The sequence below is a fragment of the Moritella sp. 5 genome (assembly GCF_018219455.1).
In the GTDB taxonomy this organism is placed as follows: domain Bacteria; phylum Pseudomonadota; class Gammaproteobacteria; order Enterobacterales; family Moritellaceae; genus Moritella.
This window is the reverse complement of sequence record NZ_CP056122.1, coordinates 3,909,540-3,933,584: the sequence shown is the minus strand read 5'-3', so window position 1 is coordinate 3,933,584 and position 24,045 is coordinate 3,909,540. Positions and strand designations below refer to the sequence as shown.

General features: G+C 39.8%; 26 protein-coding genes. 18 read left to right on the top strand and 8 right to left on the bottom strand.

Going from position 1 to position 24,045, the window contains the following annotated elements:
* Nucleotides 1-57 precede the first annotated feature (57 nt).
* The 3 genes from HWV01_RS17480 to HWV01_RS17470 all read left to right on the top strand — a co-directional run bounded on the left by HWV01_RS17480 (nucleotide 58) and on the right by HWV01_RS17470 (nucleotide 2,068).
* Nucleotides 58-438: a response regulator transcription factor gene (locus tag HWV01_RS17480; protein ID WP_211672755.1), complete on the top strand. Its 381-nt coding sequence runs from the start codon at nucleotides 58-60 to the stop codon at nucleotides 436-438.
* 101 nt (nucleotides 439-539) lie between these two features.
* Nucleotides 540-1,469 (top strand): permease, encoded by a 930-nt coding sequence (locus tag HWV01_RS17475; protein WP_211672754.1) that lies wholly within the window; start codon nucleotides 540-542, stop codon nucleotides 1,467-1,469.
* A gap of 74 nt (nucleotides 1,470-1,543) precedes the next feature.
* Nucleotides 1,544-2,068: a type II secretion system protein gene (locus HWV01_RS17470; RefSeq protein WP_211672753.1), complete on the top strand. Its 525-nt coding sequence runs from the start codon at nucleotides 1,544-1,546 to the stop codon at nucleotides 2,066-2,068.
* Between the two features lie 111 nt (nucleotides 2,069-2,179).
* Here HWV01_RS17470 and HWV01_RS17465 read toward each other — a convergent pair whose 3' ends face one another.
* A complete protein-coding gene (locus tag HWV01_RS17465; protein ID WP_211672752.1) occupies nucleotides 2,180-3,403 on the bottom strand; it encodes a CynX/NimT family MFS transporter in 1,224 nt (407 codons plus the stop codon).
* A 192-nt stretch (nucleotides 3,404-3,595) separates the two neighbouring features.
* On the opposite strand from HWV01_RS17465, the gene HWV01_RS17460 reads away from it, so the two are divergent.
* Nucleotides 3,596-4,282, top strand: coding sequence for a helix-turn-helix domain-containing protein (locus tag HWV01_RS17460; RefSeq protein WP_211675901.1), 687 nt, complete (start codon nucleotides 3,596-3,598; stop codon nucleotides 4,280-4,282).
* A 110-nt stretch (nucleotides 4,283-4,392) separates the two neighbouring features.
* Here HWV01_RS17460 and HWV01_RS17455 read toward each other — a convergent pair whose 3' ends face one another.
* Both HWV01_RS17455 and HWV01_RS17450 read right to left on the bottom strand, forming a co-directional pair.
* On the bottom strand, nucleotides 4,393-4,956 hold the full coding sequence (locus HWV01_RS17455) for a YceI family protein (protein WP_211672751.1): 564 nt from the start codon (nucleotides 4,954-4,956) through the stop codon (nucleotides 4,393-4,395).
* A gap of 287 nt (nucleotides 4,957-5,243) precedes the next feature.
* Nucleotides 5,244-5,762, bottom strand: coding sequence for a peptide-methionine (S)-S-oxide reductase (locus HWV01_RS17450; RefSeq protein ID WP_249185361.1), 519 nt, complete (start codon nucleotides 5,760-5,762; stop codon nucleotides 5,244-5,246).
* 238 nt (nucleotides 5,763-6,000) lie between these two features.
* On the opposite strand from HWV01_RS17450, the gene HWV01_RS17445 reads away from it, so the two are divergent.
* Nucleotides 6,001-6,957, top strand: coding sequence for a LysR family transcriptional regulator (locus tag HWV01_RS17445; protein ID WP_211672750.1), 957 nt, complete (start codon nucleotides 6,001-6,003; stop codon nucleotides 6,955-6,957).
* 96 nt (nucleotides 6,958-7,053) lie between these two features.
* Complete coding sequence (locus HWV01_RS17440; RefSeq protein ID WP_211672749.1) at nucleotides 7,054-7,662, top strand: LysE family translocator; 609 nt, start codon at nucleotides 7,054-7,056, stop codon at nucleotides 7,660-7,662.
* Between the two features lie 97 nt (nucleotides 7,663-7,759).
* Here HWV01_RS17440 and HWV01_RS17435 read toward each other — a convergent pair whose 3' ends face one another.
* The 3 genes from HWV01_RS17435 to HWV01_RS17425 all read right to left on the bottom strand — a co-directional run bounded on the left by HWV01_RS17435 (nucleotide 7,760) and on the right by HWV01_RS17425 (nucleotide 11,232).
* Entirely contained in the window at nucleotides 7,760-8,737 is a 978-nt protein-coding gene (locus tag HWV01_RS17435) for a zinc-dependent alcohol dehydrogenase family protein (protein ID WP_211672748.1), read from the bottom strand.
* Nucleotides 8,738-8,974: 237 nt separating this feature from the next.
* Nucleotides 8,975-9,832: a class A beta-lactamase gene (gene bla, locus HWV01_RS17430; RefSeq protein WP_371816367.1), complete on the bottom strand. Its 858-nt coding sequence runs from the start codon at nucleotides 9,830-9,832 to the stop codon at nucleotides 8,975-8,977.
* A gap of 188 nt (nucleotides 9,833-10,020) precedes the next feature.
* Complete coding sequence (locus tag HWV01_RS17425; protein WP_211672746.1) at nucleotides 10,021-11,232, bottom strand: MFS transporter; 1,212 nt, start codon at nucleotides 11,230-11,232, stop codon at nucleotides 10,021-10,023.
* 152 nt (nucleotides 11,233-11,384) lie between these two features.
* Between HWV01_RS17425 and HWV01_RS17420 the strand changes: the two genes are divergently transcribed.
* The 3 genes from HWV01_RS17420 to HWV01_RS17410 are packed head-to-tail and all read left to right on the top strand — an operon-like array spanning nucleotide 11,385 to nucleotide 12,932.
* Complete coding sequence (locus HWV01_RS17420) at nucleotides 11,385-12,263, top strand: LysR family transcriptional regulator (RefSeq protein ID WP_211672745.1); 879 nt, start codon at nucleotides 11,385-11,387, stop codon at nucleotides 12,261-12,263.
* A 42-nt stretch (nucleotides 12,264-12,305) separates the two neighbouring features.
* On the top strand, nucleotides 12,306-12,392 hold the full coding sequence (locus HWV01_RS22525) for a hypothetical protein (RefSeq protein ID WP_371816366.1): 87 nt from the start codon (nucleotides 12,306-12,308) through the stop codon (nucleotides 12,390-12,392).
* Nucleotides 12,393-12,410: 18 nt separating this feature from the next.
* Nucleotides 12,411-12,932 carry a GNAT family N-acetyltransferase gene (locus HWV01_RS17410; RefSeq protein ID WP_211672744.1) on the top strand — a complete coding sequence of 174 codons (522 nt, stop codon included), beginning with the start codon at nucleotides 12,411-12,413 and terminating at the stop codon, nucleotides 12,930-12,932.
* 35 nt (nucleotides 12,933-12,967) lie between these two features.
* Here HWV01_RS17410 and HWV01_RS17405 read toward each other — a convergent pair whose 3' ends face one another.
* Nucleotides 12,968-13,906 (bottom strand): VirK/YbjX family protein, encoded by a 939-nt coding sequence (locus HWV01_RS17405; protein WP_211672743.1) that lies wholly within the window; start codon nucleotides 13,904-13,906, stop codon nucleotides 12,968-12,970.
* 369 nt (nucleotides 13,907-14,275) lie between these two features.
* Between HWV01_RS17405 and HWV01_RS17400 the strand changes: the two genes are divergently transcribed.
* From HWV01_RS17400 to HWV01_RS17365, 8 genes are all read left to right on the top strand, one after another.
* Nucleotides 14,276-14,695: a PACE efflux transporter gene (locus HWV01_RS17400; protein ID WP_211672742.1), complete on the top strand. Its 420-nt coding sequence runs from the start codon at nucleotides 14,276-14,278 to the stop codon at nucleotides 14,693-14,695.
* A gap of 182 nt (nucleotides 14,696-14,877) precedes the next feature.
* Nucleotides 14,878-16,041: a cystathionine gamma-synthase gene (gene metB / locus HWV01_RS17395; protein WP_211672741.1), complete on the top strand. Its 1,164-nt coding sequence runs from the start codon at nucleotides 14,878-14,880 to the stop codon at nucleotides 16,039-16,041.
* 104 nt (nucleotides 16,042-16,145) lie between these two features.
* On the top strand, nucleotides 16,146-16,499 hold the full coding sequence (yqfB, locus tag HWV01_RS17390; protein ID WP_211672740.1) for a N(4)-acetylcytidine aminohydrolase: 354 nt from the start codon (nucleotides 16,146-16,148) through the stop codon (nucleotides 16,497-16,499).
* A 172-nt stretch (nucleotides 16,500-16,671) separates the two neighbouring features.
* Nucleotides 16,672-17,361 carry a pseudouridine synthase gene (locus tag HWV01_RS17385; protein WP_211672739.1) on the top strand — a complete coding sequence of 230 codons (690 nt, stop codon included), beginning with the start codon at nucleotides 16,672-16,674 and terminating at the stop codon, nucleotides 17,359-17,361.
* Between the two features lie 221 nt (nucleotides 17,362-17,582).
* Complete coding sequence (locus HWV01_RS17380; protein ID WP_371816365.1) at nucleotides 17,583-19,214, top strand: LytS/YhcK type 5TM receptor domain-containing protein; 1,632 nt, start codon at nucleotides 17,583-17,585, stop codon at nucleotides 19,212-19,214.
* Between the two features lie 11 nt (nucleotides 19,215-19,225).
* Nucleotides 19,226-19,948 (top strand): LytTR family DNA-binding domain-containing protein, encoded by a 723-nt coding sequence (locus tag HWV01_RS17375; RefSeq protein WP_211672737.1) that lies wholly within the window; start codon nucleotides 19,226-19,228, stop codon nucleotides 19,946-19,948.
* Between the two features lie 158 nt (nucleotides 19,949-20,106).
* Entirely contained in the window at nucleotides 20,107-21,315 is a 1,209-nt protein-coding gene (locus HWV01_RS17370; RefSeq protein ID WP_211672736.1) for an OFA family MFS transporter, read from the top strand.
* Between the two features lie 128 nt (nucleotides 21,316-21,443).
* A complete protein-coding gene (locus HWV01_RS17365; RefSeq protein WP_211672735.1) occupies nucleotides 21,444-22,472 on the top strand; it encodes a ChaN family lipoprotein in 1,029 nt (342 codons plus the stop codon).
* An 18-nt stretch (nucleotides 22,473-22,490) separates the two neighbouring features.
* On the opposite strand, the gene HWV01_RS17360 is transcribed toward HWV01_RS17365, so the two are convergent.
* Nucleotides 22,491-23,432, bottom strand: coding sequence for a hypothetical protein (locus tag HWV01_RS17360; protein ID WP_211672734.1), 942 nt, complete (start codon nucleotides 23,430-23,432; stop codon nucleotides 22,491-22,493).
* Between the two features lie 132 nt (nucleotides 23,433-23,564).
* On the opposite strand from HWV01_RS17360, the gene HWV01_RS17355 reads away from it, so the two are divergent.
* On the top strand, nucleotides 23,565-24,029 hold the full coding sequence (locus HWV01_RS17355; protein WP_211672733.1) for an Lrp/AsnC family transcriptional regulator: 465 nt from the start codon (nucleotides 23,565-23,567) through the stop codon (nucleotides 24,027-24,029).
* The last annotated feature ends 16 nt before the right edge of the window (nucleotides 24,030-24,045 follow it).

The window sequence follows — 24,045 nt, the reverse complement described above, 5'->3', positions numbered from 1 at the left end:
TGATTTAGGCCGTTTTTTAATTCGTTATTTATACATAATAAAAGAAATCGGAAGTATATGTTAGACATTGTGATCGTAGATGATGACCCGCAGTTTCGAGAAATGTTGTATTATTTTCTTTCTGAAATAGAAGGTTATAATATCGATTTTTTTGATACTGGTGATGGTGCTGTGGAGTTTATTATTGAAGCTCAGCCTAAACTTACTCTTTTAGGTATACAGCTTCCACATACTTCAGGCTTAAGTATACTTAAAACTTTAAAAGAGCAGTTTTTTGATGGCCCAATCATCATGGTGACTGCCTACGATACTGAGTTAGCTGAAATAAACTCACTTGCTTTAGGGGCTGATGATTACATTACTAAACCGGTTCGCATTAATGTTTTAAGCGAAAGAATAAAGCGCCAACTAAGACTGTATCATTTAGCATTAGGTTGATGCTCACACATCTTATACTTCCATGTTTATAGAAATATCCTTGACATAATTTATTTTCAAGTCTGTATTTCTACTATTCCAGAAATATAGAGATTTGAGTTATGTTTAACATTACACAAGAAATGGTGATGGATACCTTAGGAATGTTTGGTTTCTTAGCCGCAGAGTTAACGGTACTTTTTTTACTTATTAGTTATGCAGTGGGTGTATTGCAAGAATATATTCCGCCAGCCAAGATCCAAAGTATCTTGAGTGGTAAGCACGGCAAGGGCTATATCCTTGCTGGTTTGTTGGGGGCGATCACGCCGTTCTGCTCATGCTCAACAATTCCTTTTTTGAAAGGTTTGTTACGTGCTAAAGCTGGGTTCGGTACTATGATGGTGTTCTTGTTTGCCAGTCCGCTATTAAACCCCATTATTATCGGCCTGTTTGCTGCCACTTTTGGTATTAAAGTTACAGTTTTTTACTTTGCCATCGCAATGGGGGTATCCGTTATTGCGGGTTATACCTTGGAAAAACTCGGTTTTGAAAAATATGTCAAACCACAAGCGTATATTGAACCTGCACTTGTAGGAAAGTCGCAAGGGTGTGCATCTACCTGTGGCGGAAAACAAGCACCGATAAGCAAGTGGAAGAAAATTTGGCTAACTACATGGACTGACTTTAAGAAGGTATTACCTTATTTAATCGGTGGCATCGCACTGGGTTCAATAATTTATGGTTTTATGCCGACAGAATTTGTGGCGAGTATTGCTAGTGAAGATAATCCATTTGCAATTCCTGTTGCAGCCGTCATTGGTATTCCACTGTATATTCGTGCGGAAGCTGTAATTCCATTAAGTGCAGCGTTAGCAGCAAAAGGCATGAGTCTAGGTGCGGTAATGGCGTTAATTATTGGTAGTGCTGGCGCGAGTTTAACGGAAGTTATTTTACTTAAATCTATCTTTAAAAACCAGATGATCGCCGCATTCTTATTCGTGATTTTAGGGATGGCAGTAGGAGCTGGCTTCCTTTACCAATTCATTTTTTAACCTGTATTTTAATAAAGTGGGCGGCACTAGTTATGTTATAGTACCAACCGTTTAAAATTTAGCAGGGACAAAAAATGGATTTTATTCATTCACAAAGAAATAGCGGTTTTACACTCATAGAATTAGTTATTACTATTATTGTTCTTGGCGTACTTGCAGCCGCTGCGATCCCTCGTTTTATTGATTTACGTGGTGATGCGAAAAAAGCAGCGGTTGAAAGCTTTTACGGTAGCCTTCAGGAAACAGTAAAGCTACTGCATATGAAAGCGCAAATTAAAGATATATTGGGTGATAATGAAACAATCAAAACTGAGTATGGTAATTATCAGTTTTATCGTGGATACCCGGAAACGAAAAGTGAAGCCACAACGCCAAACCTCTACTTTATTGAAACCTTTCTTGCGTTAGGAACTCCTGACCACGTAACTAAAAATAATACGACAAGAACAGCGACTTATGCTGACGTTAGCGTATATGAAGACAATGGTCATTCGCGTATCGGTTATGGCACGGGTAATTTAATGAATGATCGTTGTTATGCAGAGTACCGTCATACCAGTTCAATTCAAGAATTTACCGTTACAACGAGTGGCTGCTAATTTTCAGAACTAACAACTTGTTATGAATTGATGCAGCAATCGGTATGGTCAACGAGCACACCACCGACTGCTTCAGGCATCACGAAGTTAAAGCATTAACCAAGGTTAGCATCAGCCAGATGTGATCGCTTGAGTGATGATCTTGGGTTTACCTGCTTGTGTAGCCAAGCCTGTCCATATAATACTCATGCTCGCTGTGATAATTAATGGTATATCCCAGCTTCCAGTCATTTCATGCAGTGAACCAAAAATTATTGGGCTAGTTGCTGCAAATAGGTAACCTATACACTGCGCCATCCCCGACAATGCAGCGGCTTGATGCGCATCATGGGTCCGTAGACCTACAAATGATAAACCGAGAATAAAACCACCCCCACAGCTAAAACCAAACATCATCACCCAGATAATAGCGTATTGGGGCATCATGAGTAATCCAACAATACCAATGAATGCGAGAATCGTCATTGTTAAGCTAAGTGAACGTTTATCTTTTAGTTTTGCCATTAATGGGATCAGCACGATAGCGGGTACTGCGGTTGCGAGTTGCAGGATACCGTGGATATAACCCGCCTGATGTTCAGAGTATCCATTATCAATCAATATACTGGGTAGCCAGGCGATAAAGGCATACATAATAAATGAGTTCAAAGCCAAGAACCCTGAAACTTGCCACGCTTCCGCAGAGCGCCACAGGTAGCTATGACTGTCAATTTCGGGTGTATCAAGGGTTGGTCTAGTGTGGCTGCTCATTTGTGGTAACCAAATCAACATGCTTACCAGCGGAAGTATAACTGTACCAGCTAATGCGAATGCCCAACTTGGGATGACGGTAATATTAAGCGTATCAGCCAGATGAAGCATCGGGATTGTTGTACTAGAACTGATACTTGCGCCAACGCCCATCACCAATACGTAAATAGCGGTTAATGTGGGTACTTTATTGGGAAAGTCGCGTTTTAACAGGCTAGGTAAGAGTACATTACCTATCGCAATGCCGATACCGATGACACAAGTTCCTAAGTACAGGGTGAGCGTTGAGCCTGCAGAGCGAATGATAATACCGCTGGTGATGGCGAGTAGTGCTAGCATTAATGATGGTTCGAGTCCTATCTTGCGTGCTAACCCCGATGATATCGGTGAAAAAATAGCAAAGGCGAGCAATGGTAATGTGGTTAGCATACCAGCCTGTGTTGCGGATAAAGCAAGATCGTTAGAGATGAACTCTAAAATTGGTCCAATGCCGGTTATTGGGCCTCGGAGGTTACTGGAAATCAGTAAAATACCGATAATAACCAGTACGGGATGAACAATATTACGTGTATTCTTATGTGACATATTTCTGTCCTCTTGAAGCTATGCCACTATATTATCTCTATTCAATCATGCTGAATTTGTGTACATTGACATTTTATTGCTAAATTCGGACAGTATATGGCATTACCTAATATCGCTTTAGATTTTGATTCAGACAGATACGTAGAAAGTGTCAATGCATTACGTACTTCAAGTTTTGAACGTGGTCAGGAAATGCCAGTTCATCAACACGTGAAGTGTCAGTTAGTGATGCCGTTGACAGGCTTTGTCCGTTGCTCAATTGCGGACGCTATATGGATGGTTCCTGCAAATTGCGCTGTATGGATCCCAAGCCAAGTGCTACACAGTAATCATATCTCGTTAAGTTCAGATGTTTGTATGTTATTTGTTGATCCTGATATTCCCGGCATACCCGATAAAAGTTGCACACTATCGATCTCCCCGTTACTACGCGAACTTATTATTAGCTTGGCAAGTAAGAATCAAGACTATGCATCTGATGACGCGACCGTGAGACTCTCGCAAGTATTGATTGATGAGCTGATCCGTATGCCGAAAGAGCACTTTGATTTTCCTATCCCAGCAGAAACGAGACTTAATAAGATTGCTCATTTGTTATTGGCTAATCCCGCGGATCGTAAAACAGTTGGGGAGTGGGCGTCGTTATTTGCAATGAGTGAAAGAACATTTTCTCGATTGGTGAAGAAAGAGGTCGGCATGACGTTTGGGCGTTGGCGTGGGCAACTTCATCTGGTCATGGCATTGCAAAAACTATCCTCAAATGAATCGGTACAGCGGGTATCAGAAGATTTAGGCTATGAGTCGGTCAGTGCCTTTATTACCTTTTTTAAGAAGACGTTAGGCAGACCACCGAAGCAATATATGAGACAGTCAGTTTAAATATGAAGGACTGGAAGGGGGTAAACGATTATCGTAGTCACTGTTTAGATTTAATGATTAAGGCTTATTTCAACAAGCCTCAATCTGGTTCAAGAGTTTGTTATTAATAATTATTTTTTAAATACCAGATTAATATTTAATGGAATAATATCTGAAAGGGCAAGACCACCGACCGTAGCTGAAAGCTTGGTTAAGTTTTCTGTTGGGATACTAAAATCACTGGCTCTCACTATAACGGGCGCGTACGAACTGACAGTGATGGCATTCTTGGTTTTAGTAATGATAACAGGAAAGTTAAATGTCTTTGTCTTACCGTAGAAAGAAACAGCGGCAGGTACAATCGCTTTTCCGATATCTTGCTTAAAAGTGGCTAATTCAAATTGTCCGTTAATCGCAATGGTTGGATTTATTGCAGAGTTAAAGAATAGTGAATTAAGGCGATCATTACGGATTGAAACACCAGTATCTACATTTACTACTGGCACTTTAACTTCAAATTTACCGCGTTCATCCAAGCTGCCTGTTAGTCCACTGATGGTTGCTGGTTCAACCACAAATTGTTTTTTAATCGTGGCAAAACTTACCGATGATAAGTCACTCACTACATTAAATGTGTCTGCGGCAAATGACTGAAATGAAAGCAATATGAAGGTGAATAATATTTTAATTTTCATGTTTATGTTCCTTAATTAACATTATTAAAACCCTGAGTGTACAATGAAAGGTATAGTAAAGTCGTCGACCATTAAATAATAGGTAGCTTGGTCTCTATCGTTGGCGGTATTTTAGGCATTTCATCCACGACCAAAACTGGAACAATATTTATTAGCTTCGACTTTTCGATATTAGTATATCCTTAACGTCTTACCATAACATCAGTCGATATTTTTGAGTAATATCACATGGTTATCTTTATATTGTGAACACTGTCAATTATATTCATGAAAGCAATATGGTTTTATTATGCTCTTATTGGTAATTTGTCTTTGTTCATTAAATGGGCATGGCTATCGAACAATCTTTTTAATTTTGGGGTTATGATGTTTTTGCAATATGGCCGTTTTGGATCGCTGTAGTAATAGTTTTGAATGGATTCGTCAGACAGTTTGAATTGGTTAAATCTATAAGCGCGAGTGATTAATGGCGTGTCAAATTCATCTTGGAGTAATGCGAGGTTGTGTTTTATTTCGGTCATTTGGTAGGGTTCCATTGCATATACAGCACTCCGGTATTTAGCTCGCATCGAATGGATTTTGGTACTGCTGTGAGTATGTAAGTGAATGGCAATTATATTTTTTAAGCTGATGACTTCGGGCATATAAGTAACAATAATCCCTTCTGAAAACCAGTCGTGTTCACCAACGGAAGACAGCCAACCTTGTTCTACTTTTGTCACTCCGTGCAAAGATAAAAAGATAGCCTCTGTACACCAATAACATGTGCCACTGAGACCGATTGTTTTAATTGTATTATCCATCATCCTTCCTTGTTTAATCTTGTCTATATAACAAACCCTGTGGTTAATTGAATGCGAAACAAGGTTTAAACCCATTTAATTATGGACCATAAAAATGTGACGGAATGAGGTTTTACTCAATTAGTTTTTATAAATCTGATTGCTCTGTCTCGAAATGGAGTAACATGAAACTGATCTCTGGATTTGAGGACGTTGTCTGAAAAATAAAATCTACGTTATGATGGTTAGTTGATGATCTTATATGGCGAGTGCTCTTTTGAATAACTACAAATTATTACCGGCGTTAATTGCGATATTACAAACGCGTAACCTGACCGAATCTGCACGACAGCTCAATGTCACTCAATCGGCAATGAGCAAAACCTTAATGCAAATTCGCGCGGCGTTTCATGACAAGATCGTGATCAGAGAGGGCAATCAGTTTGTATTGACGCGTAAGGGCGAAGCGTTAAAAGCGCAATTACCCGTATTGATGCAGACGTTAGATAATTTGTATTTACCGAGTGAGGTGGATCCAAGCCGATGCCAACGTAAATTTACCTTAGCTTCGAGTGATTATGTTGCGCAAGCGATCTTACCGTCAATATGTTGTGAGCTTGCTGTCAATGCCGCTAGTGCTAGTGTTGAATATCAATTGTGGCATAAAGATAAGTTAACCGAGTTGGCTGACATGGCGTTGGATCTAGTTAGCACGATTACGGATTTTGTACCTGATAACTTACATGGAAAAAGTATTGGTGAAGATCAGCTGGTGGTTGTATGTCGCCGTCAGCACCCTTTGTGTTTGAGTGATGAGTTATCGGTGACTGAGTATATCAATGCGAAGCATGTACTGATCAGTGGTGGTGGCGATAAAGACAGCCCCGTTGATTTAGCCTTGTCGGCATTGGGTGAGCAGCGTCAGGTTTTTGCATCAGTACCCTTCTTTCAATCGGCGATTGAGCTGTTATTAAAAACTGATACCTTATTGACGACGCCACTACACATTGCGGCTGATTTTGCACAAACATACGATCTTCGGGTCATGCGACTGCCTATTACGCTTAAACCGCAGCAATATTACTTGTTATGGCATGCGAAACACCATCAAGATCCTGAGCATACTTGGTTCAGAGAATTATGTTTTCCTTTCTTAAACAAGCATCTTGAGCGTACCAAAATCATAGGTATGAAATTACTTCATGCTAATAAGTCGTAAATACAATTTTAACTCATGCTTTGGCTGTATTAATATGAGGGTAGATAAGGGCAATTGATTAACCTTATATAACAATATAATAAACGAGGAGTTGGAATGGAATTAACTGCGTGGATGTCTTTAGCGCTGATCTGCGTGATGGGGGCGATGACGCCGGGTCCGAGTCTGGCGGTGGTGTTAAAGCATACTATCTCGGGTGGTCGTGTTAATGGTGTTGCAGCCAGTATTGCTCATGGTGTTGGTGTTGGTGTGTATGCCGCGTTAACAGTGGTCGGTTTGGCTATTGTGATCCAACAAACACCGTGGTTATTTAATGTGATCAAGTATGCGGGCGTTGCCATGCTACTGCGCTTGGCTTACAAAGCGTTAACCTCAAAACCGGCATTGGATGATGTGGATCAGCAAGAGGAAGCGGTGACCTTAAAAGAGAGTATTGTACAAGGCTTTATGATCGCGTTTCTTAATCCTAAATTAGCGATTTTCTTTTTGGCCTTGTTCGGTCAATTTGTCGAAGCGGATGCGGGTTGGTTACAAAACCTGATCATGGTGGGTACGGTATTTAGTATTGATACCTTGTGGTATTGCATCATTGCGATTGTATTATCGCAATCATCATTACTCGCTAAATTAAAAAATAATGTGCACAAGATTGATAAGGTCACTGGTGTGGTCTTACTGGCTGTCGCAGCTAGAGTCGCAATCTAGGCTTTATATAGAAACAAAAAGCACCACAATTTTTCCTGTCGATAACAGTCGTTGTGGTGCTTTGAGGTATTTTAGGGTATTAAAACCGTCTGTATAATTACGCTGTTAAGGTTACTTTACCAACCGCTTTTCCTGATCCTAAGTGATCGTGTGCTTGTGCAACTTCCCAAATTGAATAGTCGCTTTTATCAATAATTGGCGTGATTTTACCTGCATCGACCAGTGCTGCAATTTCAGTTAAAATACGACCGTGTGACTCATGGTTAATGCCGTGACATAATGGAATTAGCATTAATACACTGTGGAATGACAAGCTTTTGAGTGCCACTTGTAGCACGTTTTCAATCGGTAAAATGGTTGCTACGTGCCCATTATATTTAGCTGCTTCAAATGATTTTTGGATGTTTTCGCCAGCAACAGTATCAAAGATTTTATCAAAACCAGTGCCGCCAGTGTGCGCTTGTACATAGTCAGCCACTGTTTCTGTCGTGAAATCAACTAAGTTATCTGCTCCCACTGTTTTTGCGAGTTCAGCGTTTGCAGGTGAGTGAGTCGATGTAACTGTTGCGCCAAGTACTTTTGCAAGTTGTACTGCGATGTGACCTACGCCACCTGTTGCCCCATGAATAAGAACGTTATCGCCAGCTTGTACATTCATTTTGTTTACTAACGCTTCGTATGAAGTGATAGCAACCAGTGGTAATGCTGCTGCTTGTTTCATCGTCAATGTTTTAGGTTTTTTCGCCATTAAACGCGCATCAACTAACATGAATTCTGCGAGTGCACCGTCAACACCATTAATGCCGCCAGCCATACCGTAAACTTCGTCACCTATGTTGAAGTCTGATACGTCTTCACTGACTTCAATAACGATACCGGCAACATCACCGTGTAGTACTTCTGGTAAGTTTGCAGACCAAGGCAGTTCAATTGAGCGTAACATAGTATCAAGGGGGTTTACGCTTGTTGCTTTTACTTCAACAACCATGTGGCCTGATTTTAATGTTGGTTTTGCTTTTTCTACTAATTGAAAAACGTCGCTTGAACCGATTTCTTTGATGATCATTGCTTTCATGGTTTGTGCCTCATTCGTTAAGATGGGGCTATTCTATGTTTTGTTTAACGGGCCAACAATAACCCTTTAAGCAAACTACTTTTGCTTTTTAAACAAAAGCAAAGAAATAGTTACTCGCGCTTAACAAGAGTCAAGTTCGTTACTTGTTGCGATATAAATCACTATAATTAAAGTAATTAAAACCTCATCCGTGAGGTATTTCACTTATATTTACAAATAACGAATTCGATTATTTGTTTAGTTCAGATAATTGGCAAAGATACTTTCGCCTATTTCAGCAATTGCTTTATTAAGTTGACTGATTGATTTTCCTGTTTGACCCAGATAGATAGTTATGATTAGTGGTTGGCGTTTACTTGACCAAATTGCCGCTGTAATGCCTCTTGAGCCATGATTACCGTCGTATCCAGACCTATCGGCAATAGACCATTGCGTTGGTAAGACTGCCCGTAGAAGTGAATCCGATACTTTATTATTCATCATCCATTGTTTTAATTTTTGTGTTGATTGTGTCGAGAGTGCACCGTGGTAGAGTAGTGCTGAAAGCGTGCTAGCCATAGCATTTGGGGTTGTTGTATCACGAATCTCATTAATATCTACGTTATTAAGAAAAGGTTCGATACGATCTAATCGGGTCGTTTGGTCGTTAAGCCCGCGTATGAATGATGTTAGCGCTTGAGGGCCTCCAATATGACTTAGGATTATGTTTGCGGCGGTATTATCACTGGTTAACATAGTTGCTGCGCAGATCTCGTCCAATGTCATGGTTTTACCGACCATCGTTTTGGTGATAGGCGCATAAGATAAAATATCAGATTGCTTGATAGTGACAGGAGTATTGATATTTATTTTTCCATTATCTGCGTCATTGAGTAATTTGGCACAAGCTAATGTTTTGAATGTACTCATTAACGGAAAACGTTTGTTACCATTGTAATGCCATTGCTGGCCTGTTTTGAGGTCGAGTACAGAAATACCAATACCTGAGCTATTTTTTGCATTTCCGATCAATTGCTGTTCCACTTTTTTTATAGTAGATAGTGATACGGTAATAGGGTTATCTGACGTGATTAAGGTTGCTGAAATTGCAGGTATTGAGGTAAACAGTATACTGATGAAGATAACACTATTTAAAAATGTACTAAAAATATGTCGAGAGTTCAAACTAATATCCTCTAATTTATGAATGTATAACGATATTATAAAGTATAAAAGTGGCAATGATGTGCCAAATTATGTCAGATTGTGTCAATTTTATGATTGATGTACGGTGTTGAATCACATTACACGGTTAGAGTCGTTTTATTAAAATTGAGTGAACGGCGATGCACGAATTTAAGTGCAAAGACTAAGCTCACCATCATGGTATAAATAATACTTGTCGCAGCAAGCACCGGCCACCATCCTCCGATTTGCCAACAGTAAATAAGAATAAAGCCACCAATACTACCGCCTGAATAGTACATGACAAGGTATAGCGCGGTTGCGGTTGATTTACCTTGTGTCGCACTGCGGCCAATATGGCTGTAAGCGAGAGCATGAATAAAGAATGCGCCAGCGCTTAATACTAATAAACCGATAATGATTGTCAGCATCGTTTGCTGCGATAGGATGATGAGCCCGACTAGGCTAATGCCGATCCCGAGTAATAGCCCGCTGAATAGACTATGTGCGTGCATCCAGCGTCCACTTAATCTTGCTGATAATGTGCCGCTGAGGTAACACAAGAACATCATTGATAATAAGCTGGCAGGTAAAGATATGGGCGTGGCAGATAACTTGAATCCCATCACTGAAAAAATATTAATGAATACCGAAAAGTTGAGCCCTCCAATCAACATTGCAAAAATCAGATTCGGGTTTTTAACATGCCTGATGATTTGTACTGCATGATGCAGTAACCTACCTTGTCGGCCGATAAAGTGGCGTTGTTTTAATATCAGCGGAAATATAATGAGCAGTGCTATACCACTGAGTATCGACATCACAAGCATCGTCCACTGTATACCAATTGCATCGGTCATGACGCCGCCATATATGCGGCCAATAATACCACCTAACGTATTGGCACTGATGTAACCGCCAATTGCGATCAACATTGCTGGTGGCTCAAATTCTTCAGCCATATATGCCACTGCCACGGCAATAAATCCTGCCAGTGCAATGCCAAGCAATGCACGCAGTAATATTAATGTGTGTAGATCTGCGCTAATAAACATTAAAAAGTTAATACAGGGGATCAGTATTAAACTGCAACGCATAATCGGTCTGCGGCCAATTATTTCAGATAAGATTGCCCAAGGCAGTAAGGATAAAGCGATCGCTAAGGTGGTGCTAGAGAATAACCAGTTAACTTGTAATTCAGTGGCGTTAAACTTGACCATAAAATACGGCAGTAGCGGCTGAAAATAATATAAATTGCAAAACACCAGAAATGAGCCTAGTCCGAGCCCTAAGGTTACTTTTTTATAATCTTGAGAATGCAGTGCAATCATTCATCCGTCCTGCTGATAACGAAGGTAAATAGTTAAGGGAGTAGCATGATCTGCTTTATTCGGGTCATGCGGTACTAACAATGCTTATAGACTAGCGATCTAATGCTAATATGAAAAATATATAAATATCATGAAAGGTATCTATTTTAGTTATGCTTAATTCTAAAATACTGCATTATTTTGCCACGATTGTTGCACAGGGCAGTTATACCAAGGCGGCCGGACACTTGGGCATTGCTCAATCTGCGCTGAGTATTGCGATGCGTAAATTTGAAGATCAAATAGGTATGCCATTATTGATCCGCAGTAGTAAAGGCGTGGTAGTGACCAAAGAAGGGGAAGTTCTGCTTGCACACAGCAAGGGTATTCTTGCTCGTATTACTGATGCTGAAACCGCGTTACATGATCTACGGGGTTTAGATCAAGGGGAGGTTAACATTGGTATTCCGGGGATGATGGGCTCGTATTTCTTTCCCGAGATCTTAATGGCATTTAAGTTTAAATATCCTAATTTAAACTTGAGTATTGTCGAAGCTGGTACGCAAACGATTAAAGAAAAATTACTTTCTGGTGAATTGGACCTAGGGGTTATTGTCGATGATCATGTGCCTGATAGCTTGCAAATTCAGCGTTTAATTCGTCCACAAATGGTGGCTGCGGTCGGTAAGGATCATGCCCTGGCAAATGCCAAATCAGTGACCTATGCAGACTTTTTTACCCATGAGTTAGTGATGTTTAAGGCGGGCTATTTTCATCGCGAAGTGATTGATGGCCTGTGTAAAGAAAATAATATGACTGCGAACTATTCTTTTGAAACAAACCTGATCACCATGATCCTTAATATCGTTAAAAATGAATTTGCCATTACTGCATTATTGGAGTTAGTTACAGATCAAGAAGCAGACGTTAAAGGCATACCGTTTGATCCGCCTATTTATTTGGATCTGGCACTTGCGTGGCGTAAAGATGGGTATTTGTCTTTGGCTAATAGACGCTTTGTTGAATTTACCCTTGCGCAGGTGAGTGAATAGAAAATCTTTAATAGCCCATTTTTATATGCAGGTCTATTTACCGTGTTATTAAGTTTAAAGATAAAGAATACGTTAGCTGTGGTTTTTATAGGTATGTGTGCTTTCATGATACTTAGATTTACGCTATAAAGTAGTAAAGGGAGAAATATGCAGATCACGACTCAACGTTTAAGTATGTGTCAAATAACGGAACAAGATTGGCCGTTATTTTTACGTTTACATACAGAATCGCGTGTGATTGAAAAATGTTTTGATCAACCAAGTGACGATGATATTCGCGTTAAGTTTGAATCGCGTTTACCTCGATGGTCTGTCACTTCTGGTGCTTGGTTATGTTTGGTGATCACCGATGTTGAAACCAATACGGCAGTTGGTATCACGGGTTTTGATTATGATGGCCGATCTGCAGAAGTCGGTTATCTGTTATTACCGGAATACTTTGGTCTGGGTTATGCCACTGAGTCATTACTGGGCGTTATAGCTTGGGCAATGCGAGTGCACCTTATCTCAGTCTTTCAAGGCATCGTGACTGAAGGTAATGTTGCTTCAGAAAAGGTGTTGGCGAAGTGTGGTTTTAAGCTTAATGAAGTGATACCACAAGCATATAGCATAGGTGGTGTTTTATATGCAGATCGGATTTATAAACTAAATACAAGTTCACAAGCTTAATGTTGTGAACTTGTATCTAGCTGTTGAGTATGTTTTTAGCTAGTTTGCTCGTTTTTTATTATTGGATTCACCAGCCAAGGCGCTAAATTTGTCGCCATGGTAATTTCAGAGTCATCTAACCATTGGTATCGTTTAGTGTACATTTTACGTTTGGTTTTTTTCAATGTCAGTGGGTCTTTTCGTGGCGTAGACACAGACAAACCAAAAAAGTATGGGTCTATTTTTGTTGCTTCAAATTCGTCCCACAAGCCATCATAATCAAAGGTTATTACTTTTCTTTTCGAGATAATATAATTCAGTGCTTGATAGACATGACCTTTATTAGAAATAGCTTTGACTTCACTAATACCTAAAATACGTGCCAACATTAATGCCATTTCAACTAATAATGATTTGGTGCGTAATCCGTGTAATGATTTAGTTAGTTCTTTAATTAGCGCATGACGGTTTTCTATTTCCTCACTAGCACCTTGCAATGCCCCAATGTGCATTGTTTTAGTATGGGTACCGGAAATGTTACATGTTAAAGTATAAATATTTTGATATTTTTCGTTAACCAAACGAATACCAAGGCCACCTTCACGGCTAGACCCTTGATATAACATAACGTAATATTTCTGTCCGCTTAAACTTTCAAAATCTAAGATGCTAATACCTTTACTTGAAACCACAGTACTCGCGTGTGTGCCAAAAGTATCATCAATAAACATATAATGTTCGGTTAAATATTTAATTCGTTCTGTACTTGACCAGTTAGCGCATATGTAGGGCTTTAGCGGCTTTTCCATGATTCTAGGGTTGTTTTTAAATACTGCTTTTAAATTATCTCGGGAAAAAAGATCTGCCATCGCATTGACTGATTTACCATTTTTTAACGCCCAAAAAGAGAACCTGACTTTTTTTTGTATTTTTTTAATCCCTTTTGCATTCGGGTAAATCTGATCGGCTAATTCAAAGATGTTAATTGTAGACATCGATTTTTTATTCCTAGTAGGGCTGTTATTTATATTTTAAAGTGAGGTTTATTACATTGTTCAATATTTATATCTTACGATATTAACACCTAATATGTCGAATTCATATGGAATCTAGCGCTACATTGATTTCATTTAACCTTCCCGTTATCCAGAGTTATTATACTAAAAGTAGTATTTTTAACTAAGTGTAATTTTGTCTATTTTTGTAAATTTGAGGTCGCCGGCGCTTAATGTATCCGAAAAACAGATGGAAACTAACTTTTAGTTATGTTTTTTCGCTATAGAATAGCCGCCACAATAAATATTTATAAAAGTATGGTTACGACAATGGGTGTGACATACAGATGATGATGTGGAGAGCAAAAGATGAGAACAAGATTAGACCGTATTAGACATGCGATTTTATTTGAGATAATTGGCCTAGTTGTGATTATGGGTATATTAAGTCAACTAGGTTTTGATCTTGGTCATGTCGGTGCTATGGGCGTATTATTCTCGGTTGTGGCGACGGGCTGGAACTATGTATACAACATTGGTTTTGATAAATACATGTTGAAAAAAATGGGTTCAGTAACGAAAACAACCCTGATCCGTATTGTACATAGCATAGGTTTTGAAGGCGGTTTACTGTTTTTAACTATCCCGTTTATGGCGTGGTTTTTTGACTTAAGCTTATGGGATGCGTTTGTGCTTGATATCGGCATGGTTGTTTTCTATTTGTTTTACGCTTATGGCTATAACTTAGCGTACGATAAGCTATTTCCTGTGCGGACTACCGCGGGATAATGGAACTAAAGTACATTTTAAATCTGACTAGAATGATGTTTATTTCACTTATGTTAAAAACATCTTGACCAAAATATGTAGAACGCTTAGTGTTGTGGCTGTCTGGAAGTCCAGCTGTTCGGCCGTCCATGGTGATTGTTGAATATAATTATGACCATGGTTGTCGAATATGAGGGAAAAGTATGTCAAATGCCAAGATAAAAAATATCAATACAGCGGCAGTGAGAGCTGGAATAAATACAGATGAGCATCATGGTGCTGTCGTTGCTCCCATCCATTTATCAAGTACTTATTCATTAAAAGGTTTTAATGATAAACGTTCGTTTGACTACTCTCGTACGGGAAATCCAACCAGAGCAACGTTCGCACAAGCAGTTGCTGATTTGGAGCAAGGTAGCGTAGGCATTGTTACCAGCACCGGTATGTCAGCAGTGCACCTTCTATGTCAATTGTTGTCGACTGATGACTTAGTGGTTATTCCTCATGATTGTTATGGCGGTAGTTTCCGTTTATTTACCCATTTAGCTAAACGTGGTCAATTTAAATTAATTGTTGTTGATCAAAATGATCAAGTCGCACTGGACAAAGCGTTAGTTGAAAAACCTAAATTAGTGCTACTGGAAAGCCCAAGCAATCCATTGCTACGCTTAGTCGATATTGAGAGTGTTACTAAAGCGTGTCACGAGGTTGGTGCCTTGGTTGCGGTTGATAACACTTTCCTTTCTCCAGCGTTACAACAACCGTTAGGGCTCGGTGCTGATATTGTTTTTCACTCTACGACTAAATACATTAATGGCCACAGTGATGTGGTTGGTGGTGTTTTAGTGACTAAAGAACAAGCCCTTGGTGAAGAGCTAGCTTGGTGGGCAAACTGTATTGGTATTACAGGTAGCGCTTTTGATAGCTTTTTAGCGTTACGAGGCCTAAAAACGTTACCTATTCGGATGAAACAACACCAAGAAAATGCTTTGCAAGTGGCGAGTTTTTTAAAATCTCATCATGCTATTGATACCGTGTATTTCCCTGGTTTTGAAGATCATCCTGGCCATGAAATCGCTAAAAAGCAGCAGGCGGGTTTTGGCGCGATGCTCAGTTTTAATGTTAAAGGTGGCGAAGCGGCAGTGAAATTATTTGCTAATCTAGAGTTGTTTACGTTAGCGCAGTCATTAGGTGGCGTAGAAAGTCTTATTTCTCACCCTGCAACTATGACTCATGCTGGCATGGAAGAAAGCGCTCGTCTTGTTGCTGGTATTACAAATTCACTAGTAAGAATTTCTGTTGGTATTGAAGATATAGATGATATTTTAGCTGACTTAGCAAATGGTTTAGCTAAGAGTCAACAATAGTAGATAGTAATAGGGTGATAACAATCACCCTATTTTATTGTGGGTCGTGCTGGATAGAAAATAGGATATAATGCTTACCTCTTATCTTTATAATAGAAATCCGCATGGCACAACCAACCACTATGACCTTCTTTGAACGCTTTGAAACCGACATTCTTAGCGGTAAAAAAACCATTACCATTCGTGATGCATCTGAAAATAACTATGTCCCGGGTTCGACTGTGACTGTTTCTACGTTAGAAGGTGGACGTGAATTTTGCCAACTATTTATTATCTCTGTAGAGCCTATTTTATTTACCGCGTTATCTGATTTTCATGCCGAGCAAGAAAACATGACATTAGCCGTGCTGAAAGCTGTGATCCAAGATATTTATCCGGGCATTGAACAGTTATATGTGGTGTCTTATAAGCTTGTAACAAAGTCCGCTTTCGATGCAGACGCGGTGCCGATGACGTAAGTACACCCCATTGGTTTTTTACTTGATATGCCCACATATTAAATTCCTTTTAATGATGAGCTTTTACACTAATCTGTTGGTTTTATCTTATCTATTGATACTTAAAATCGTGTTGATTATTACTGCTGAACAAGGATAATAGCGCTCTTTATCTGATATAGAATTTAGTTTAATGCGCCTTGATAAATTTGTTTGTAAAAGTACTGAGTTAAGCCGAACCGAAGCAACTGCGATGATAATTGCTGGTTGTGTCGCGGTTAATAACGCAGTCGTTTGTGATGTGACAACTCAGGTGCATGAAAACAATCATATTAGTTTAAATGGTAAGGTGCTGATAGCAAGAGCGTCCCGTTATATCCTCATGCACAAACCAGCTGATACCATTTGCTCTAATATCGATGAAGCTTACCCGTCATTATTTAATTATATCAATGTCGCTAATGCATCCGAATTACATGTAGCAGGGCGCTTAGATGCCGATACGACGGGGCTAGTATTGGTCACTGATGATGGGCGTTGGTCATTTAATATCATTACCCCAACCAAGCATTGTCAAAAGGTCTATCGTGTTGGCTTATCTCGACCTATTAGCGATGATGTTGCGGTTAAATTTGCTTATGGTGTGCAATTACAAGGTGAGCAGCAATTAACACGTCCGGCTATTTTAGAGGTTGTATCACCGAAAGAAGTATTATTGACAATTACCGAAGGTAAATTTCATCAAGTGAAGCGCATGTTTGCAGCTGTAGGGAATCGGGTGGTGAGCTTACACCGCGAAAAAATTGGTGCGATACAGTTGGATGTAGAAGTTGGGCTGTGGCGTTATTTAACCGATGATGAAGTGAATTCATTTACCTGTTGATCTCCTAACATCTAGATAAATAAGCCTAAAGCGTTGCAGCTGGGACGATGACGAACGCCATTTTAGTTATGCCATTGATCACTCTGAATATGATTTAGAGCATTATGTTTCAAATCAAACAATCAATAGAGTAAAATTGATATGATTGGTACAATTAAAGCGTAAATATCTTTTATGCGATGGTATTAAGGCTTTTCTCTGTGTACACCGAACAATTTATGATGTTGCTGGCGGTATTTGAGCGCGCAGCACTGATGCTCATGGCATTATTTTTTTTAACACGCACCAATTTATTCCAACATATTGTTATCAAAACCCGACGACACCCCGTTGAAACAGCCCTCATCTCGATACTTTTCATTCTATTTGCTGTCTTTAGTAACTACACGGGTGTTAATGTTGAAGGGTCTCTCATCAATGTACGCATTATTGCCGTCTTATCTGGTGGGATCATTTTTGGTCCTTGGGTGGCTATTCCAGCGGGCATTATTTCAGGTTTACACCGCTATATTATCGACATGGACGGACCAACATCATTAGCTTGTTTAATTTCCAGTACGATTGCGGGATTATTAGCAACTTGGATCCATTTTCGATGCCACAAAAAATCTTACGCAAAATGGGGCATTATTGTCGGTATGCTCTGCGAAACTTTAACCATGATTTTAATTGTGACCCTATCTGAAGATAAGGAACTCGCGTACACGATTGTTGAACACATTAGCGTGCCGATGATCGGTGGTGCTGTATGTATTGGGCTTATTATCAAATTGGTTCAAGATTTAGATGACGAAAAAGATTTAATCGCCGCTAAACAAGCAAAACTTGCCCTCGATATCGCCAATAAAACATTACCTTACTTTCGCAATAATCACCGCGACTCATTGATCAAAGTATGCAGTATTATTCGTAAAGAAACGAATGCAGACGCCGTCGCCATTACCGATGTAAAAGACGTATTGGCTTATGTTGGTGTTGGTCAAAAAAACTACTTGGATACTTACCACAAGATCAGTGAAATGACCCAGCAGGCGGTTAATACGGGCGAACAAATAATTAGTAATAATCTTAATGTACACGGCTTTCATTCGCTGTTAATTATTCCATTGTGGGAAAGCGGCGTAGTTAGCGGTACGTTTAAAATATTCTATCGCCAACCACACCGTATTCGACCGTCATTACGTGAAATGACCATCGGCTTATCGCAATTGATCTCCACTCAAATGGAAGTTTCACGTCTTGAGCAGTTGAAAACCATGACGAGTAAAGCAGAGCTTTCTGCATTACAAAGTAAAATTAACCCACACTTTTTGTTCAATACTTTGAATGCTATTTCCACGCTAGTACGTATTAATCCCGATAAAGCCCGTCAATTGATAGCCAATTTAGCCGATTTTCTACGTTATAACCTAGAACGTAATAATGACTTGATCGATATCCAAGAAGAATTACAACAAGTAAGGGATTATGTCGCTATTGAGCAAGCTCGATTTGGTGACAAGCTCGAAGTTATATTTGATGTTGATGATGTGCACCCAACTATTCCTTGTTTATTGATTCAACCCTTGGTAGAGAATGCAATTCAGCATGGTATTCAACCTTCTTGCCAGCCCGGTAAAGTCAATATTTCGGTAAAGCGCGATGCGCAGCGCTTCAAAATCACGATTCAAAATACTGGGATGGGAATTAGCCAGCACGTCATTGATAAGCTCTATAACGGCACGATGGAAAGCCATCATATTGGTTTAATGAATGTGCATCAGCGGATCTTATTATTATATGGTGAAGGTTTGTATATTAAACGTCTTGAGCAAGGTACTGAAATCGTATTTTACGTCAACGAATTGAAATAAAAGGTAACTGCATGTTGAAAGCCCTGATCGTCGAAGATGAATATTTAGCAAGGGAAGAGCTGACGTATTTAATTGAACGCTATAGTAATATCGAGATTCTTGCTACCTTTGATGATGGTTTAGAAGCCTTTAAGTATCTGCAAACTCATAAGGTCGATATCGCTTTTTTAGACATTAATGTACCGTCAATTGATGGTATGTTACTCGCACGTAATATCCATCAATTTTCTGAAAAACCGCACATTGTGTTTACCACCGCTTATAAAGAATTTGCAGTGGATGCATTTGAACTAGAGGCCTTTGATTACTTATTAAAACCACTTAATGAAAAGCGTATTATTGGGCTATTAGCCAAGCTAGAAGCAAGTCACCAATGCCAAGCCATCCAGCCTGAAGAAGTCAGAGCTAAAACCATTAATTTGATTAAGGATAACCGTATTTTCGTTACCGCCATCGATGATATTTATTATGCGGTGGCTAATGAGAAGGTGACTAATGTGTTTACTAAAGAGAATGCTTTTATTGTCCCTTTTACCATGAGTGAATTAATCAATCGCTTACCTGAACAGCGTTTTTTTCGCAGTCATCGTTCTTACTGTGTAAACATAGATAAAATTCAGGAGATCATCCCTTGGCTGAATTGTACCTATCAACTCAAAGTACGTGACATCGGCAGTGAAATACCTGTCAGTCGCAGCAATATAAAAGCATTTCGTGAATTAATGAAATTGTAATTCATACCGTTATATTGCACTTCATACCGTACTTATTGCATCTCATTTTTTATTGTTTTCCGCCTATTGTTATCTCCTGCGGACCCCGTATTTTAGTGGCTTAACAAGGTGATCAATACCGTCACCTTCATGCTTTTCAATTCGTTGGAGATTTACCTATGACGACTAAAATATCAAACCGAGATCGACTATTTACGTTGCTTGGCACTATCATCACCCAATTTGCGTTAGGGTCGGTGTATACGTGGAGTTTATTTAATTCACAATTGGCAGACAAGTTATCTGTGCCGGTTAGCCGTGTGGCTTTTTCTTTTGGTATTTTAAGTTTATCGTTAGCCATTGCATCATCATTGTCTGGAAAGCTGCAAGAACGTTTCGGTGTGCGTAAAGTAACTATTTGCGCTGGCTTATTACTGGGTGCGAGCTTATCGCTAACCGCCTATGCTTCGAACCTGATCTTACTGTATGTATTCGCGGGTTTGTTAGTGGGCTTTGCCGATGGTACAGGTTATCTGATGACTCTATCTAATTGCGTGAAACTCTTTCCCGAACGTAAAGGTTTGGTCTCTGCGTGTGCCATTGGTGCATACGGTTTAGGCAGTCTTGGTTTTAAATATATTAATATGTATTTCTTAACCAATAGTGGATTAGAAAGTACTTTTAATACTTGGGGGTTAATTGCCATGGTCATGGTTATTGTTGGTGGCCTAATGATGAAAGACGCACCCAAGCAAGAACCACAAATGGCAGCTGCAACGCCTGTTCGTGATTACACCCTCGGAGAGGCTGTGAAAAGCTCACAGTTTTGGATGCTGGCATTGGTGTTTTTAACAGTTTGCATGAGCGGTTTGTATGTTATTGGTGTCGCTAAAGATATCGGCGAGAGTTATGAGCATTTACCTATGGCGGTTGCTGCAAGTTCGGTTGCGATTATTGCCATTGCTAATCTAAGTGGTCGTTTAGTACTAGGGGTGCTTTCAGATAGTGTTAGTCGTATTAAAGTGATCGCAATTGCATTGTTTATCTGCTTAGCTGGCGTATCTGCATTACTTTTTGCTGAGCAAAGTATGTTCAGCTTCTACTTTGCCTTGGTATGTATCGCTTTTAGTTTTGGTGGCACGATCACCGTGTTCCCATCATTGATCAGTGATTTCTTCGGCTTAAACAATCTGACAAAAAACTATGGCTTAATTTACCTTGGTTTTGGTATTGGCAGTATTATTGGTTCTATCGTCGCATCAGTGTTCGGTGGATTCGCGGCAACCTTCTATCTTATGTTAGGGCTATTAGTCATCTCGCTTATAATTACGCTCACGATCAAGTTGCCGGGGTCACAGCCAACCAGTCCTCTTGGTTCTCCAGCCTAGCCAGATAAGGTTTAGTACGTCGCGAGCGCTGCATGAACGTTGACTATTTAAAGAGCGATATAATACGCGGTTTGTTATTGCAAATGAGATGTATTACTATTGGTTGGTCGTTATTATTAGGGTGTTATATGTTTACTTTTCCTCTGTTATGTTCTCCATCAGCACGTGTATTAAAAAATTATCAACGTAGTTTCATGAGCGTAGTGCTTACTTCAGCACTTGTAGGTTGTGCGACTTCCCCATCCTTAAAAGAGGCTGATCAAACTATTTCTTCATCGGAAGTGACTACTTACTTTGAATATAACTTACAGTCTCCCTCTGGTCAGGATATTAACTTAAAACGCTTTGTTGCTGATATCCAAGATGCTGATGTTGTGCTGGTGGGTGAATGGCATACTCATACTGGTATTCATCGTTTTCAAACTGAATTATTACAAAGCATGATTGCGGATAATGATAATGTAACGCTGTCGATGGAGCAATTTACCCGTGATAAACAAGCGATTGTTAATGCTTATTTAGCGGGTGAAATAGGGGAGGGAACGTTAATAAAACAGGGTGATGCATGGCCAAATTATACCAGTGATTATCGTCCGTTAGTGGAGTTAGCCAAAGCCAATAAAATTGATATTATCGCGGCAAATGCACCTAAAAATATCATTCGTTGTATCGCCAAAGAAGGCATCAGCTATGTTGATAAGTTACCAGTGGATGAACGTACTTGGTTAGCCGCGAATATTAATATCCAAGACTCGCCGTACAAAACCCATTTTATGGCGTCGATGCATCATGGTGATGAAAGCCAAAATGAGAACAAGTTTGCTTCACAAGTGACTTGGGATGAAACCATGGCGGAGAGTATTGTTCACTATTTAGCGCGTAATCCGAATAAACAAGTGATGCACATCGCGGGGAAATTCCATACCGAAAATGGTCTGGGAACGGCTGCGAGTATTCTTGCGCGTGCACCTGAATTAAAAGTGGTAATTGTCACCCCGGTTGATGTAAATGCTGAGAACACCCCTACAGAACAAGCGACAAGTGATTATCGCCTGCAGGTTATTGCGCCACCCAAACAATTCGTGAAAGAAGCGAACATGATGGCGTCATTCAAAGGCTTATCTAAGCGTAATAATAAGTTAACGTGTATTGAATAAATGCGTTTAAAAGTATTTTTAACTGGTTTTAGTGATCGAGTAGGAAGGTGACTCCTGCTTGATACAGCGTGCTAAAATAGCGATAACAATAAAACCAAATACTAATCGTCCCCATAAAATAGACATTACATCTGCACCTAGTAGTAAGATCAAGAGCGTATCTTCAATTATACTGTGCGTTAAGCCTAAAAAGCAGACGGCGAGAAAAATATCACGTTTACTTATTTTTCCTGTACGCGCTTCATCAATTAATAACCCCGCACCAAAGCTTAATCCAAGCACTAAGCCAATCACACAGACATTGGTTGTTTCTTTACCTATGGTTAATGCTTTTAAAAATGGTGACAGCAGCGTTTGTATGAGTTTTTCGATCCCACACCATTTTAATAAGCGCAGTAAAATTATCAGTGCTGCAATGATGAAGAAGATAGAGGCAAGCATGGTTAATTGGGCTATCGCCCAATCCGGTATACTTGAAGATGCAGGGGTGGGTTGCCAAACGATGACAGCTGGTTGTTGCTGCCAATCCCCGAACTGATAAATTTGATTCGCGATCATACCAAGTATAAATCCACCACCTATACGTAACGGCAGGGTGATACGCCAAGACACACCTGATAACTTAGCAACAGCACCTTCGACGGGCAATGCGTGTGCGAGTAACATCATGATGCCAAGGACTGAGACCTGGGCGACGCTCAACGAACTATCACCCGCTAACTCAAAGAATACTGCCATGCCGGTATAGATATTGGTGAGCATTGCGGTCGCCCATACCAGCCCCATTTCGTCTGGCAAGCCTACTAGGTTCATGAAAGGAGATAAGAATGCTGCCAGCCATTGTGTGCCGCCAACAAGATCGAATCCTTTGACGATAATAAGCGCAGGAACCATGACTTTGAGCAGTGTTAGATACACACGCCAGACATCGAGTAATAATGATTTTAAGATTGTGAACATGTGATGGCCTCCATGGCTGTGAAATAAATAGCTGTTTGATGTCACTTATTATATTCAAGTGGATAGAAATAGTTTCAACGTTAACGTACAAATGTTTGTATAAATTTCTTATTTAACTTGGTTTGGTTAATTATGTTTCTCGATCGGCTTGATAAAGCGATATTACATCAGCTACAGCAAGATGCTTCGGTGAGTAATTTGCAGTTAGCATCACTCGTGGGTCTTTCTCCACCCGCTTGTTTTAAACGTGTGAAAAAATTAAAAAACGAAGGTGTTATTGCCAGTCAAGTAGTACTGCTTGACCAAGATAAGCTGGGTGCGTGTTTGCATATGATTGTAAATGTGGAGATGGAGCGAGATAGATTAGACTTGAATGATGGCTTTATTAAACATATCCGCACCGCTCCTGAAGTCAGAGAGTGTTATCAAGTCACTGGCGAAATTGATTTTGTGTTATTGGTGACGGTTGAAAATATGCAGCAGTATGACGACTTCTGCCGACGTTACTTATACAGCGAGCCGAATATGAAAAACTTTAAAACGCAGATATCGATGAACCGCCTCAAATACGATACCCGCGCCGTCATTCCTGATTAGCAGATTTAAGCGATTA